This is a genomic window from Acinetobacter sp. 70_2 (genome assembly GCF_056736115.1).
Map to the genome: position 1 here is coordinate 37,376 of NZ_JBWZIP010000013.1, position 15,516 is coordinate 52,891.

Annotated in this window: 14 protein-coding genes; 2 read left to right on the forward strand and 12 right to left on the reverse strand. The window is 40.1% G+C overall.

The genetic code is table 11. The features are described 5' to 3' along the window. Positions 1–2: 2 nt before the first annotated feature. The 8 genes from AC1PJ9_RS06235 to mazG all read right to left on the reverse strand — a co-directional run bounded on the left by AC1PJ9_RS06235 (position 3) and on the right by mazG (position 6,101). Entirely contained in the window at positions 3–272 is a 270-nt protein-coding gene (locus tag AC1PJ9_RS06235; RefSeq protein WP_019458135.1) for an HPr family phosphocarrier protein, read from the reverse strand. Beyond that, entirely contained in the window at positions 269–1,120 is an 852-nt protein-coding gene (gene rapZ, locus AC1PJ9_RS06240) for an RNase adapter RapZ (RefSeq protein ID WP_042076255.1), read from the reverse strand. The genes AC1PJ9_RS06235 and rapZ overlap by 4 nt, the downstream gene beginning before the upstream one ends. Positions 1,121–1,142: 22 nt before the next feature. After that, positions 1,143–1,991 (reverse strand): pantoate--beta-alanine ligase, encoded by an 849-nt coding sequence (gene panC / locus AC1PJ9_RS06245; protein WP_042076257.1) that lies wholly within the window; start codon positions 1,989–1,991, stop codon positions 1,143–1,145. Positions 1,992–1,994: 3 nt separating this feature from the next. Then, entirely contained in the window at positions 1,995–2,804 is an 810-nt protein-coding gene (gene panB / locus AC1PJ9_RS06250; RefSeq protein WP_032047472.1) for a 3-methyl-2-oxobutanoate hydroxymethyltransferase, read from the reverse strand. 43 nt (positions 2,805–2,847) lie between these two features. Continuing rightward, entirely contained in the window at positions 2,848–3,330 is a 483-nt protein-coding gene (gene folK / locus AC1PJ9_RS06255; RefSeq protein WP_031982042.1) for a 2-amino-4-hydroxy-6-hydroxymethyldihydropteridine diphosphokinase, read from the reverse strand. Then, entirely contained in the window at positions 3,327–4,790 is a 1,464-nt protein-coding gene (gene pcnB, locus AC1PJ9_RS06260) for a polynucleotide adenylyltransferase PcnB (protein WP_233930186.1), read from the reverse strand. Before pcnB ends, folK begins: the two co-directional genes overlap by 4 nt. 125 nt (positions 4,791–4,915) lie before the next feature. Beyond that, complete coding sequence (locus tag AC1PJ9_RS06265) at positions 4,916–5,326, reverse strand: ComEA family DNA-binding protein (RefSeq protein WP_032036240.1); 411 nt, start codon at positions 5,324–5,326, stop codon at positions 4,916–4,918. Next, complete coding sequence (gene mazG, locus AC1PJ9_RS06270; RefSeq protein WP_209045891.1) at positions 5,295–6,101, reverse strand: nucleoside triphosphate pyrophosphohydrolase; 807 nt, start codon at positions 6,099–6,101, stop codon at positions 5,295–5,297. Before mazG ends, AC1PJ9_RS06265 begins: the two co-directional genes overlap by 32 nt. 112 nt (positions 6,102–6,213) lie before the next feature. On the opposite strand from mazG, the gene AC1PJ9_RS06275 reads away from it, so the two are divergent. Beyond that, positions 6,214–6,987, forward strand: a complete 774-nt coding sequence (locus AC1PJ9_RS06275; RefSeq protein ID WP_311087096.1) for an SDR family oxidoreductase — start codon at positions 6,214–6,216, stop codon at positions 6,985–6,987. Between the two features lie 44 nt (positions 6,988–7,031). Here the strand turns inward: AC1PJ9_RS06275 and AC1PJ9_RS06280 are convergent, their stop codons facing one another. Genes AC1PJ9_RS06280 through cysM form a run of 4 tightly spaced genes read right to left on the reverse strand, consistent with a single transcriptional unit; the run spans position 7,032 to position 12,533 of the window. Then, positions 7,032–9,338, reverse strand: a complete 2,307-nt coding sequence (locus AC1PJ9_RS06280) for a RelA/SpoT family protein (RefSeq protein WP_004698623.1) — start codon at positions 9,336–9,338, stop codon at positions 7,032–7,034. Between the two features lie 30 nt (positions 9,339–9,368). Beyond that, positions 9,369–10,760, reverse strand: coding sequence for a 23S rRNA (uracil(1939)-C(5))-methyltransferase RlmD (gene rlmD, locus AC1PJ9_RS06285; RefSeq protein ID WP_311069593.1), 1,392 nt, complete (start codon positions 10,758–10,760; stop codon positions 9,369–9,371). Positions 10,761–10,769: 9 nt separating this feature from the next. Then, positions 10,770–11,588 carry a 3'-5' exonuclease gene (locus AC1PJ9_RS06290; protein ID WP_263612944.1) on the reverse strand — a complete coding sequence of 273 codons (819 nt, stop codon included), beginning with the start codon at positions 11,586–11,588 and terminating at the stop codon, positions 10,770–10,772. Between the two features lie 12 nt (positions 11,589–11,600). Then, a complete protein-coding gene (gene cysM / locus AC1PJ9_RS06295) occupies positions 11,601–12,533 on the reverse strand; it encodes a cysteine synthase CysM (protein WP_016803785.1) in 933 nt (310 codons plus the stop codon). A 172-nt stretch (positions 12,534–12,705) separates the two neighbouring features. Between cysM and AC1PJ9_RS06300 the strand changes: the two genes are divergently transcribed. Next, the gene (locus AC1PJ9_RS06300) at positions 12,706–15,513 is read left to right on the forward strand and encodes a GacS-like sensor histidine kinase (RefSeq protein ID WP_311087097.1); all 2,808 of its coding nucleotides are present in this window, start codon (positions 12,706–12,708) and stop codon (positions 15,511–15,513) included. Positions 15,514–15,516: the final 3 nt, after the last annotated feature.

Consider the following 15,516-nt stretch of genomic DNA (forward strand, 5'->3'; position numbering starts at 1 on the left):
GATTAATCTGCCTCATAAAATTTTGCGGCGAATAACGCCTGTACTTCATTTAATGCCTGTTCTTCGTCAGCGCCATCAATGACCAAACGTAAAGTGGTCCCTTTTCCTGCACCCAACATCAGTAACGACATAATATTCTTTGCATCTACTAAATGATCGCCCTTACCAATCTGAATTGATGAACGAAACTTCGTAGTGACCTCTATCAGTTTTCCTGATGCACGTGCATGTAAACCGAGTTTATTAATTACATCAACAGTTGTGTCTATCATGACCAGTGCTTCATTTCTCTGTGTAAGACCTGAACAGACCATTCTGCCTCAAGTGCTTGTTTTAGTCTATCTACCATATAAACTGAACGATGCTGGCCGCCTGTGCAACCTATTGAAACCGTCATATAGTGACGATGCCCTTCAGCAAATGCCGGCAACCATTTTTTTAAGAAGTGATGTATGTCCTCAAACATTTCGTTTGCTTGTGGACTTGCTTCTAAAAACTGCTTAACTGGCTCGTCTAAACCAGAAAAGCGGCGTAATTCTAAATCCCAATGCGGATTTGGTAAATGCCGTACGTCAAAAACATAGTCGGCATCTAAAGGAATGCCATGTTTATAACCAAATGACTGCAATATAACAATCAGATTATCTGACTGCCCTAATTTCGACAGCAAAATATGTTTTAAATCATGAACACTTTTATCGGTAGTATCAATATGAACGGTAGCGCGGAACTGAATTGGAATCAGTAACTGCTTTTCTTCATGAATACATTGTAAAAGGCTTTTGAAACGGTTCGCCAACGGATGTGGACGACGCGAAGCACTAAATCGTGCAATCAAATCCTGATCTTGTGTCGTCAGATAAATCACATCAACCGTACCATGTTTTTGTAATTGCTCAAAAACATGGTCGAACTCTTGCATATCAGCCCGTGTACTTCGAACATCTACACCTAAAGCCAGTTGCTCAAGATTATTTTCATGATCTAGCTTTGCCACAATTTCAGGCAGCAATGCCAAAGGTAAATTATCAATACAGTAATAGCCCAAATCTTCTAATACCTGAAGAGCTGAAGATTTTCCTGAACCAGACTGTCCTGTCACGATAAGTATACGCTTCATGGCATGGCTGTCCTTTTATGTATTATTGAGGTGTAAAGGCAACTTGTAAATTATCAATTAAACGTGTTGCGCCCAATTTAGCCGCGACAAACAACACAATATCGCGATCAAACTGAGAAACAGCTAACAAGTTCGGCTGACGAGCTTCCACATAATCCACAACAAAACCATTGTCTGTCAACAGCGTTTTTAAATCTGCCAAGACTTGTTGTAAATCTTTACCTTGGTGTAATTGCTCTTCAGCTTGCTTTAGACCTTGATAGATGACTGGTGCAGTTTGACGTTGTTCAGAAGTCAAATAACCATTTCTTGAACTAAGTGCTAAACCATCGGCCGCACGAACAATGGGCACGCCAATCACTTCTAATGGAATATTTAAGTCTTGTACAAACTGGCGAATCACTGCTAACTGTTGGTAATCTTTTTGACCAAAGAAAGCATAATTCGGTTGCACAATATTAAAGAGTTTTGTGACAACCAGTGCTACGCCATCAAAGTGTCCCGGACGTGAACTACCACACAAGTCATCGGTAATCTGGCTAACACTAATGTTAGTTAAACGAGGCTGTGTACCGTACATTTGCTCAACTGAAGGTGCAAAAATAATATCACAACCAACATCAGCAAGTAGGCGACTGTCCTGCTCTAAAGTACGTGGATAGTTATCAAAATCTTCACCTGGACCAAATTGGGTCGGGTTCACGAAGATGCTTACAACCACAACATCACATAACTTTTTCGCTTCACGAACAAGGGTGAGATGGCCTTCATGTAGATTTCCCATAGTTGGGACAAAACCAATGATTTTACGTGCAGCTCTAGCAGGATTTAAAGAAGCAGCTAAGCCTTGTATAGTGGTTTCTGTTTTCATGAATTACAGCTCAACTTGGAAAGTATGTTCTTTGGCTGGGAACGACTGGTCCTGTACAGCAGCGTGAAAAGCTTTAAAAGCATCTAAAATTGCTGTTTCACCAGATTGTTCTTTCATAAAGTTACGCACAAAACGTGCAACCTTGCCAAACGTCAAACCTAACATGTCTTGTACTACAAGTACCTGACCATCAGTCGCATTACCCGCCCCAATACCAATTACAGGAGTATTCGGGAATAATTCAGCAATTTCTTGGCCCAACTGTGCTGGAACGCATTCAAGCAATAGTACCGCCGCTCCAGCTTCAACCACAGCCGTACAGTCAGCAATCAGTTGATCAGCAGCTTCACGGGTTCTAGCTTGTAGTTTGTAGCCACCAAATACATGTACAGACTGAGGTGTTAAACCTAAATGTACGCATACAGGTACACCATTACGTGTTAACACTTGTACGGTTTCACTTAGCCATGCACCACCTTCGATTTTGATCATCTGGGCACCAGCTTGCATAACTGTTTTCGCATTCTGCAAAGCATCGTTTAAAGTGGCATAACTCATAAATGGTAAATCAGTCATAATCAATGCATGCTGATTACCACGGCGCACCGCCGCTGTATGATAAGCCATGTCTTCAACAGTTACAGGTAAAGTTGAGTCACGACCTTGAATTGCCATTCCAAGAGAATCACCAATTAAGATAGTATCAATTTCAGCAAGTTCCATTGCTTTTGCCATACTTGCATCGTAACAAGTTAGACAAGAGAACTTACGTCCTTCGGCTTTAAATTTTCTTAAGTCACTTAGACTAATCATGATGGTATCCTCTACAGGAGTTTGCAGAACGTATAAGTCAGGCTTAAGCCCAAGACTCATCAGCAAGTACAGTCAGCGTCGGCTGCTGTAAGAGTTCTAAATTTTTAAGTGGCTGATCATCGATATGTAAATCAGCGTCTAAATCTAATAAAGGAATCACAACAAAATCTCGTTGCAAGATTCCTACATGCGGCACAGTTAAGCGCTCATTTTGTATTTTTTCATTGCCATAAATCAGTAGATCAAGATCTAAAGTTCGCTCTCCCCAATGACGGAGTCTCACTCGCCCAGCTTCCTGTTCAAAACGCTGTAAATGGTCGAGTAAATCAAGCGGAAGTAACTCAGTTTTTAGCTGAGCTACTGCATTTAGATAATTCGGTTGATCTTGAGGACCCATCGGTGGGCTTTGGTACAGTTTGGATACCTTCACTTCACCAATAGATTTAAGCTTGGCTATCGCTTCAGACAAAATTTGGCGTGAGTCACCTAGGTTACTTCCTAAGCCAATATATGTGGTTACTGTCATTGCGTAGGTCCAAAAATAACTTGGCTCAAATCACGTTGTACCCGCTTACGCTTTAAGATTGGGTGATCGCTCGTCATATTGGTTTGTGATGCGGAAGATTTTTCCATAAAACGGTCAACAGACTGCTCTTGTCGTGCACGTTCTTTCTTGCCACGACGGCTTCGAGGCTCTGGAACATCCACCAAAGGCTCAATTTCTGCATCAACTCTATTGTTCTCAACAGGTTCAGCAGCAACCTTACGACGACTTTTCGCTTTTTGACGATTATATTGGCTAATCGCAGCTTCTTTTTCGTCATTTGACATTTCTTGGTAAGCATCCCACCAGCTTCCCATTCCTTGTGTTGTGTCATCACCTGACTTTTCACGAAGTAATAAGAAGTCAAAGCCTGCACGGAAACGCGCATGGCTTGCCAATGCTTCAATTTGCTGTGGCTTTGGGTTAAGCAATCGAGTTTGCATTTCCCAAACTTCACGAATAAAAGTTTCGGCAAAACGAGGAATGACTGTACGTGTGGCTTGACGTTTTAAAACATCTAAACCAGCTTGGGCACGAGCTTCAGCTGGAACTACACCTTTCGTTAAATAAAAGTCACAACGTTCTAAAAATGGCTGCCACAATAAAACTGCATAAAAAAATGCAGGGTTAATGGTTTTACCAATTTGAATACGTTGATCTGTATTTTTTGCAGCACGTTGAATAAATGGCGTCAAATCTGGGCGAATATCAGCAAAAAGCTGTTTCCACACGCCAAATTCAATCAGCATTGGTAATACACGTGCCAAATGACCCATTGTGAAAAGCTTCTGAGACTCATCGTATAAACGGTGCGGAGAAACATCACGAAGCAACTGCGTCATCTCAACATCAAAAATATCGAGAATCGCTGGATCAATTTTAAAATTTAGCTTCGCTGCAAAACGTAACGTCCGTAGCATACGCACCGGATCTTCTTCAAAACGTTGTACAGGGTCGCCCAATAAACGCAAAGTCTTATTTTTGACATCATCAATTGCTTTACAAAAATCGAGCACAATACCTTTACGTGGTTGGTAGTAAAGCGTATTGATAGAAAAATCGCGTCGAGCAAAGTCCTGTTCAATGGTTCCCCAATTATTGTCACGCAAAATCATGCCTGAAGCATTGGTGACTGCTTTTTTAGGAGGGGCACGGAAAGTAGCAACTTCGATTAGCTCACGCCCTGAATAGACATGTGCCAATTCAAATCGACGGCCAATAATTCGGCATCGACGACCAAAAACTTCTTTAATTTGAGAAGGTGTTGCATTGGTGACTGCATCGAAATCTTTAGGATTGAGTCCTAGCATTAAATCACGGACACCACCCCCAACAATATAAGCTTCATAGCCTGCTTTGTTCAGACTATCGATCACATCTAAAATCGAAGAAGGAAGTTGGGCTGTGGACAAACCACATTTTGACGCTCGCAAGGTTTGCAAAAGACGCTGTCTCCTACGTCAGGACGTAAATAACAAGTTGTCGCTAATCATAGCTCTAACACACACAAAGGGCAATTTGATTCTCTTTAGATTGCGCAGGAAATGATAATTGACGAACACAACTTTTATAAGGCTAAACGTGATTTATTTTTTTCAAAAATAGCTGGTCCTATTCCTTTGACATTTTTAATTTCGTCAATATTTTTAAAACTTCCGTTCTTCTGTCTATATTCTACAATCGCTTGCGCCTTTTTCTCACCGACGCCTTTTAACTGCTGAAACTCATTTACAGTGGCCTGATTCAAGTGAATTTGCCCTGTAGAGTCATTAGAACTCTTAGTATAAGAATTTTTAGAACCATAAGAATGAGAAGGCTTAGAGACGTTTAACTTTTGGTCGTACATCTGCTGTTTAGCCTTCCATTCTTGAAAGTTCTGGTCAAAAGATTGAGCAAAAACCGAAGGTGAAATTACCCCTAAGCACAACATCATTAAAATAAAACACTTATTTTTCCAAAGTCTCATGCTGTATCGCATGTCGTTTTTCCCCTGATTGTAATTGTCGTTTTGCTTGATTCCACAATTCATCCATCTCGGACAAGGTCATGTCTTCTAATGTTCTTTGCTGTTTTATGGCTTGCTCTTCAATAAAAGCAAAACGACTTCTAAATTTATGTATGGTCGATAAAAGTGAAGTTTCACTTGAAATGTTAAGTTTACGTCCTACATTGACCAATGAAAACAGACAATCGCCAAATTCATCTTGAATTTCATCAATATTTTGATTTTTTAGCGCTTCTTTAAACTCATCTAGTTCTTCTTCTAGTTTGGTATAAGCATCTTCTACTGTTTCAAAATCGAACCCGACTTTTGCGACATTTTTTTGAATTTCCTGTGCTTGAGACAGTGCTGGCCCGTGTTTAATTTCATCTAATCTTGATTGCGGCTTACCTTGCTTTTCTTGTTGTTTAATTTGTTTCCATAACTCACTGACTTGTTCAGGTGTTAAGTTATTAAATTGATCAGCTTGGAAAACATGTGGATGACGTCGTACCAACTTTTCACTAATTGCCTCAACTACATCTTGAAAATTGAACGCCCCTTGTTCGCTAAACATTTGTGATTGAAATACAACTTGTAATAACAAATCACCCAACTCATTTCGAATTTCATTAATGTCGCCCTGACGAATGGCAGCTTCGACTTCATATGCTTCTTCAATTGCATATTTAGTCAGTGACATTGGGGTTTGCTGTTGATCCCACGGACATTTCTCACGTAGCTCTTGCATAATTTTAAGCAATTTATCCATGGTAACCCTCAAGTTCAAAAAGTCGGTCAGTAAATTTAAAATCTTAATTTGCTATGATCAAAATTAAAGCGGCAAATCATTCGTCATATTGTAACGATAAAGAGAAAAAAAGATGAAACATAGCATTCTGATTAGTGGCGCAGCTCAAGGTATTGGAGCAGAAATTGCACGAGTATTTTACAATCAAGGATATAAAGTAGGCATTTATGATATTAACGAATCACTTGCTCAAAGCTTAGCAACAGAGTTAGGACCTAATGCATGCGCTGGCTATTTAGATGTTAGTGATTACAGCCAGTGGCAACTTATATTAAAAGAATTTACTGACTGGGCTGGCGAGCTTAATATTTTGGTGAATAACGCAGGGATTTTATATTCTGGGGCCTTTGAAAATATCGATATTAAATCACATCAAAGAACAATCAATATTAATGTAAACGGCGTCATCAATGGCTGCCATGCTGCACTCCCTTATTTAAAGCAAGCTTCTTTTGCACGAGTCATTAATCTCTCTTCAGCTTCTGCAATTTACGGGCAAGCTGACCTTATTTCTTATTCAGCCAGTAAATTTGCATTGAGAGGAATTACCGAAGGTTTAGATGTGGAATGGAAAAAATACGGCATTCGTGTTTTAGATGTGATGCCTTTATTTGTACAAACTGCGATGGTCAACAATATGAATGCGGGTAGTATTCAAAACATGGGGATCGATTTAACACCTAACGATATTGCTCAACAGGTGCTTTCACTTGTTGAGAAAAAAGCTCATTTTTGGACGCCTACCCACACTCCAGTTGGTATAAAAACCAAACTGCTTTTTCAACTCTCAACCATAAGCCCACAGTTTTTAAATCGTTTAACTAACATTTACTTATCAAGAAAGTAGCTTATAAAAAAGGCCGTCAATTGACGGCCTTTTTCTCAATTTAGTTAAACACCTTGAATCATGCGTCGTGCGCTAATAATTCCAGGTTGCTGTTCTAAACGAGCCAACAAACGTGAAAGCTGAGCCAAACCTTTGACCTCAATGAGCAACTTCATATTGGCAATACCATCAGCCTCAGAAATTGTATTCACCTGACGGATATTAATCTGGTCAGAGAAAATCACTTGAGTTAAGTCTTTGAGTAAGCCACGACGATCATAAGCTTCAACTACAATTTGAACACTTTGACCACGAGTTGGCTGCATCTCCCAATCCGCTTCAACAGCACGTTCTGGCTCTTGCTTGATCATACGTTGATAATCAGAACACAAGACTTTGTGAATACTTACCCCACGGTTCAATGTGATATAGCCAGCAATTGATTCGCCATGGACTGGTTGGCAACACTGTGCAATATGTAGCTCTACGTTGTCTAAACCATCAATCAAAATACCATGTGCAGACAAAGTATGGCTGGCACGTGGGTTTAATGTTGGCTTAAGTACCAGTTCAGGCTCATCCTGATCCAGATGCATTTGACGATTAATCTGGTTAATCAAGGCATGCAGGCTTATATCGCCGCTAACCAGATTAACCAAAATATCATCGCCTGTTTTCACATTAAAATGTGATGAGTAGTCGTTGAGATCGATACTCTTCGGGTGAATCGCCAATCGAGACAATTCTTTGTTCAGCAACTCACGACCAACTTCAAGGTTCTTACTACGATCTTGCTGTCTAAACCAGTGACGTAGCTTGTCACGTGCACGAGATGTCTTGATATAACCTAAAGAGTTCACCAACCAATCACGGTTTGGTTCACGATCTTTCTTGGTTAAAATCTCAACCTGCTCACCTGTTTTTAATGTATAGGTTAATGGCACGTAGCGCTGGTTAACACGCGCTGCATAACATTTATTTCCTACCTCTGTATGCACATGATAGGCAAAGTCTAAAACAGTTGAACCACGTGGTAATTCTTTAATATCACCATCACGGCTAAAGACATAAATCTTTTCAAAACCTTCAAAGTCTTGAAGTTGATCAAAGCCTTCTGTCTCATCTTCATTTTGATGTACTGTTGTTTCATTACGCTCTTGGTAATGTTCCAAAACAGCACGAAGCGAGTGCAAACGGTGGTTAAAAGAGTGGTCTGTATTCTTTGAACCTTCTTTATAGTTAAAGTGCGAACACACACCTAACTCTGCTTCGTCATGCATCTCATGAGTACGGATTTGTACCTCTAAAGATTTATTCTCAGCAATAACAGCAGTATGTAATGAGCGATAACCATTAGCTTTCGGGTTGGTAATATAGTCATCGAACTGATGTGGGATATGACGCCAAATTTGATGAACAATACCTAATGAGTGATAACACTCCGGTACGCTATTGACCAATACACGTAAGGCACGGATATCATAAAGCTGATCGAAACTCAGGTTTTTGCTCTTCATTTTTCGATAAATCGAATAAATGTGTTTTGCTCGACCTGTAATTTCAGCTTCAATGCCGTAAGACGCCAACTCATTCTTTAAGCGATCAATCACGAACTGAATATAGTGTTCGCGCTCAAGACGCTTTTCATTGAGTAAAGAAGCAATCTCTTTATAACGGTCTGGTGCCAAATAGCGGAAAGCTAAATCTTCTAGTTCCCACTTAAGCTGTGCAATACCCAAACGGTGCGCTAATGGCGAATAAATAGTTAGAATTTCACGTGCGACACGCTCTTGACGCTCACGTGACGAGTTTGCGAGCTCTCGTAAAGAATAAGTACGCTCAGCTAACTTAATTAAAACAACACGAACATCTTCGGTCACAGAAATCAGCATTTTATAAATGCCGCTTAAATGTTCCCGCTGGTTATTATTAAAATGGTCTTCTAATCGTTTATTTTTTTCAATGAGCTCTGAAAGCTTACCCATTGCCAAAGTGCCTTTGACAAGGTTATAGACTTGCTCACCAAATTTGCGCCTCACTTCTTCTATATCAGTAATGTCCTCACGAACACTACGATAAAGCATTGCAGCAGATAAAGTGTCTTCATCTACATGCAAATGCGCAAGAATATCAGCCATTCCAACACCAGTAGCAAATGTATTAGAACGATGATTAACCGTTGAATCTAACTCTTTTTGCAGGGTTAAATGCGCAACCTCTTCGAGTTGTTTAAGCTCTGCCCCATCTAATATTTCACGAACCCGATCCAACCATGAGGCTAAACCGACTTGTGTTTCGGCGGCATGCTCTACAGTCGTTTCCTCTGACAACTCAGTTAGTTGTTCAGGTAACTGTTCACGTACTGTGACCATACCATTCTCCTGGATATGTAACTCATGTTTTTAATCGTTTATCTCTTGAATTTTTTCAAATAAAGCAATTGATTCAACATGTTCTGTGTGCGTAAACATGTCCATAACCGCTGCTTTTTTTAACTGGTACCCATGTTGAGCCAAAACACCTGCATCCCTTGCTAGTGTTGCTGGATTACATGATACATAAACGATTCTTTTTGCTCCAAAATTTGGTACATACTGCATAATTTCATATGCACCAGCACGAGGAGGATCAATCAATAATGCATCAAATCCTTGATTTGCCCAAGAATGATGCGAAAAATCTTTTGTTAAATCTTGTGAAAAGAAGCTCGCTTGCACCAGATTGTTACACTTGGCATTATCCGTTGCTCGTTGCACCATTTCTTCACTTGCTTCCACACCCACAACTTGTCCATTTGCACCAACACATCGTGCAAGTGGAAGCGAAAAATTACCTAATCCACAAAACAGATCCAGTACCCTTTCACCCTGCTGCAATTGAAGCAATTCACATGCCAATTGCACCATTTGTTCATTTACTGTGCCATTGACCTGCGTAAAATCCAATGGCGAAAAAGCAAAATTTACCTCAAATGCATTTAAAGCATAATGTAACCGCATAGCACCTTGCTCTTCATCAATACGACGAAGACTTTCAGGACCTTTAGGTTGCAAATACAATTGCCAGCCTTTGTGTAACGCAAATTGTCTTAATTGGTTGACATCAGAAATGTTTAATTTTTCTACATGACGAACCAATAAAGAAATTTCATCATCACCTTTTGCTAATTCTACATGACCAATATGCGCTTTGCCCTTTAGACTTTGGAGTAAAGTACGCAATTCTGGCAGACTATCTGATAACTTTTTGTCCAAAACACTACATGTATGGATAGAAGTTAAACGATTACTATGATGCTCACGGAAACCTAGAATCAAACGATCCGGTTTTGGCAAATAACGCACACCAATACGCGCTCGACGACGATAATCACTTTGTAAAGATCGAATTGGCTCTAACCACTGTTCAGGTTGAATACCCGCAAAGTGTTGTAAATGTGACTGGAGTACATTTTGCTTTAAGCGAATTTGCTCATCTGGATGGATGTGCTGCATGCTACAGCCACCACAAATACCATAATGAGGACAAACTGCCTCTACACGATTTGGCGAAGGTTCTGCTAAAAGCTCAATCATTTCAGCTTCTTCAAGGCGTTTAGCCTCATGCGTAATTTGAGCCTTTACGGTTTCTCCAGGCAACGCATAACGGATAAATACCTTTTTACCATGCTTATCTGCCGGATGATCCGGATGAGAACCATAGTGCGCAATTCCTCGCCCCTCATGAGAAAGAGTTTCAACCTGAAAAATATATTCAGGTTGCTGAGCTTTGCGAGATTTGGCTTGCTGTTTCAAAGAATGAACCTAAAAATCTAAAGGATTAAAATAGTGGGACGTAAAATCGGTGTGTTTTGAGGTACGTTGCCACACTTCAAGAAAATCGGCCTGTTGAGGCATAGTCTGTAAATATTCAATACTCGAACTAATCCAGTGGTTATGTTCATCTACATTAATTTGGCCTTTAAGTAACAACCAACGCAAATAAATAAACCATGTATTGAGTACATCACCTTCACAATAACTGGTTAACTTTAACCATTGCTGAGTACGTACGTATTCAGGAACATGATACCCCGATTCACCACGTTTACCTGGTAAACCTAAAATACAGGCAACCTCATCAAGTTTCTGGAAATTACGGCCATTAAACATTGCCATCACATCCATTAAATCAATATGACGGTGGTGATAACGGTTTTGATAATTATTAAAACGCTTCTGGCTATCAAGCTCACCTTGATCGAACAAGCCCGGTGCAGAAAGACCATGATACATGGCACGGAACAAAATAACCGGCAAATCAAATTGTGAGCCATTCCAACTCACCAAAGTAGGATGGCGCTTGTCAAAAATAGATAGAAATTTCTGTAAAATTTCAGCTTCTGAATAGTGCTCTCGACTAAAAGAAAACAGTCTAAAACCCGATTCATCAATCCATAAACCAGAGATACAAACGATTTCATGCAATGGCAAACGCTGAAAATCCATACCTGATTCTTGGCGGCGGATTTTTGTGAGTGCCTGTTCAACATCTGCCTCTGGCAAATCAAGATGATATAAATGCGCTCCCGCTTTTAAATCAGTTAAAGTTTCAATGTCAAAAACTAAAGTTGGGAAACGCATTCTTTCTCTCAATTATGAGTTATCGTCCTGTACTGAGAACAGACCTGTAGACAAGTAGCGGTCGCCACGGTCACAGATAATGCACACAATAACAGCATCCGGATTTTCTTCTGCAATCTTGATTGATGCCCAAACTGCACCACCTGAAGATGTACCAGCACTAATACCTTCCATACGTGCTAATTTACGCATGGTCTTTTCAGCCTCAATTTGAGGAATATCAATAATGCGGTCTACACGACTGCTATCAAAAATTGTTGGTAAATATTCTTTTGGCCAACGGCGAATACCCGCAATACTTGAACCGTCAGCTGGTTGCAAACCCACAATCTGAATGTCTGGATTTTGTTCTTTTAAATACTTAGAAACACCCATAATGGTACCGGTTGTACCCATTGAGCTTACAAAATGAGTAATTTTACCGCCAGTTTGCTTCCAGATTTCAGGACCAGTTGTCAGGTAATGAGCCTCAACATTATCAGGATTACCAAATTGGTTTAGAACATGACCCTTGCCATCTTTTTCCATTTGCAAAGCTAAATCACGTGCGCCTTCCATACCTTGCTGTGGAGTCACTTCAATCAGTTCTGCGCCATAAGCTAACATCGCATCTTTGCGTTCTTGGCTCATGTTATTTGGCATTATAAGTTTCATTTTATAGCCGCGCATTGCCGCAACCATAGCCAATGCAATGCCTGTATTGCCGCTGGTTGCCTCAATTAACGTATCGCCCGGTTTAATTTGACCACGCTTTTCTGCCTGCATAATCATGTTATATGCAGGGCGATCTTTTACAGAACCTGCCGGATTATTACCTTCCAATTTTGCTAAAACCGTTGCCTGCGTGTGACAAGCCAAGCGCTGCAAACGGACTAAAGGTGTTTTACCTACATAGTGATCTAACAAAAATTCGTCGGCTAAAAAATCAGGTTGTGTATTACTCATGATCAACACCTAAATCGGGGTGGCACTATTGTATGAAAAAATGATCGGTACTGCACCCATTTCACTATGCTTTTTAATGAAAGTGATTAAAGCCCAGTCAGTTATAAAATGCCGTCTGTTTTAAAATAAAGCGTGATAATATGCCCTACAGAGAGATCAATCCGATGTAGCCATGTCTAATTTCAATAAAACCTTATCGAAACGCTTACGTCTGAATCATGCATATGGGCAATTGATTGCTCTTATTTTTGTGCCCATGATGATTTTAACAGGGGTTGGCGCATTTCTGGTTTTAACTGAAACCTCTCACTCTGCAAAACAACAGCAACTGCATCACGCTTCGGCTATTTTGGCTCGTTATAATGAAATCGCCAAAAACCTCTACACATTGGTAGAGCTAAAACCTGATGAATATGATCATGCACAAAACATTATGCAAAGCATGTTCAGTGAAAAAGATTTAAAGCGTGCTGCTTTAATTGATAGTAATGGTCAAACATACTTAAGTGTGGGTTACCGAGATAATCGTTACTGGCCCAACTTTACGCAAAGCAATAGTTTTTTCGGCCCGATCTCTTACAACCACAACAATATCTATGGTATTCGAGTCAGCAATACCACGGGGAAAGCCCCTGTCTGGCTAGTGATTGAAATGGATAATCAGCCACTAGAATTAGCACGTTATCGCATTCTGATTGCGTTAGTTATTACCAGTCTAATGACTTTATTATTACTTTTGCTCTGTCTAAATTTCTTCTCTCGCCGTTGGGTCGCTCCAATGTACGAAATTCGGATGCAGCTACAGCGACTTAATGCAGATACTTTAGACCAGCACATGGTCATTAACAGTACTGGTGAATTACGCTTACTGCAGCGCGATATCGCAAGTGTAGTGAAAAGATTACATTTTAGTTTTTTAGAGCTTAAAGAACACACAGAACAAACCGAAGAAGACTTACGTAGAACGTTAGATACCCTCGAAGTTCAAAATATTACTTACCGTCAAGCACGTGACCAAGCCATTTCATCAAATCAGGCAAAATCTGTTTTCCTTGCCAATATCAGTCATGAGCTTCGTACGCCGCTTAACAGTATTGATGGCTTTATTCATTTATTGCTTCGCCAACAAAACCTGAGTAACGAACAAAATCTCTATCTACAAACTATTCGAAAATCTTCTGCCCACTTATTAGCATTAATTAATGATGTATTAGATTTCTCAAAAATTGATGCAGGTAAACTAGAACTTGAAACAGCACCGTTTGATTTAGAAGAAGCTATTTTCGATGTCATGGACATGTTGTCACCTTTGGCTGCCCAAAAGCATATTGCCATGGCATTTTATTATGCAGACAACATTCCTCAAGAAGTCATTGGAGATGCTTTACGCTTTAAACAAATTTTGACCAACCTAATTTCAAATGCAATCAAGTTCACGCCAGATGGCGAAATTATTGTTCGTGTCCGTATGGAACATGACGACATTGGTCAATGCTTACTTCATTTTAGCGTTCAAGATAGTGGTATTGGTTTAAGCGGCACAGACCGTAAAAAATTATTTGAGTCGTTTTCGCAAGGCGATGCCTCTGTTACACGTCAATTTGGTGGTACAGGCTTAGGTCTCGCGATCTCCAAACAACTGGTTCACCTCATGCATGGTCAAATTGGTTTTGAAGATAACCAAGAGCGTGCGCCAACAGAAAAAGGTTCAACATTTTGGTTTACTGCACAGTTTGCTGTAGATGAAGAACATGAGATAGAACATCCTCACTTCGAACATTTACAAGTCGTGTCTTATTTAGCACATCCAGCAACGGCAAGTGTTTTACGTTACTATCTTGAAAATTATCAAGTTCCACATATCGAAACTCAATCGATTTTGGACTTATTTAGCCGCTTAAAACACCTCGACCAGAAAGATAATACATGGCTTGTTGTTGATCATAGCGGTGACACAGAAGCTCTACTTAAAGAAATTCGTAGCCGTTATCAAGGTAACCTAGCAGTTTATGGCTACCAAATGACACTTGAGCCAAATATGCTCACCGAATATCGCGCTCGCCCACTTTATCAACCGTTAAGCCGCAGTGGACTTATTCAATTATTAAGTGACCAACCTATTTTTGAAGAAGAACAACAAGACTTTAATGGTCAGGGCTTACATATTTTAGCGGTCGATGACCATTTACCGAACTTAATTGTTTTAGAAGCATTGTTAGGTGAGTTAAATGTTAAAACCACTAAAGCCTTAAGTGGACAAGAAGCGCTGAATATCATCCAAGAACGCATTGATCAAAAGCTCAAACCGTTTGATTTGGTGTTTATGGACATTCAAATGCCGGTTATGTCAGGCATTGATACTACTCGCGCGATCCGCTCTTTAGAATCAACGCTAGATGGAGAAATGCAGCTTCCAATTATTGCATTAACAGCCCATGCCCTTGCTGATGAAAAACAAAAGCTTCTTAAAGTTGGTATGAATGACTATGTCACCAAGCCAATTCAAATGGAGCAAATCATTCAGATTTTAACGCAATGGACTAAAAACAATTTCACTGCACAAGCCTTAGATAAAGATCATCATGTTGTTGCTGAGGCACTAGACCCAGAAATATTAAACTGGCAGCAAAGTCTACAATTGGCAGCAAACAAAGAAGACCTTGCCCAAGACTTACTTAAAATGTTGGTGGACAGCTTCCCAACCGAGCTAGATGAAATGCAGCAGCTCATTGAACTTGAAGACTTCCCTCAACTTGAGCATGTATTACACCGCCTCTATGGTGCAACTCGCTATGTTGGCACACCAAAACTTCAACAAGTTACTGGTGACTTTGAACAGTTTGTTTCTAAGTTACGCAAAGAGCGCCGTAGAGCTGACGATGGATTTATTGAAGAAGTTACACAGCGCTTCAATGAATTAGGACTTGTCATTAAAGAAGTAGAGAGTGCAGCTCACCAAATTTTAGTGATACCGGACTAAAAA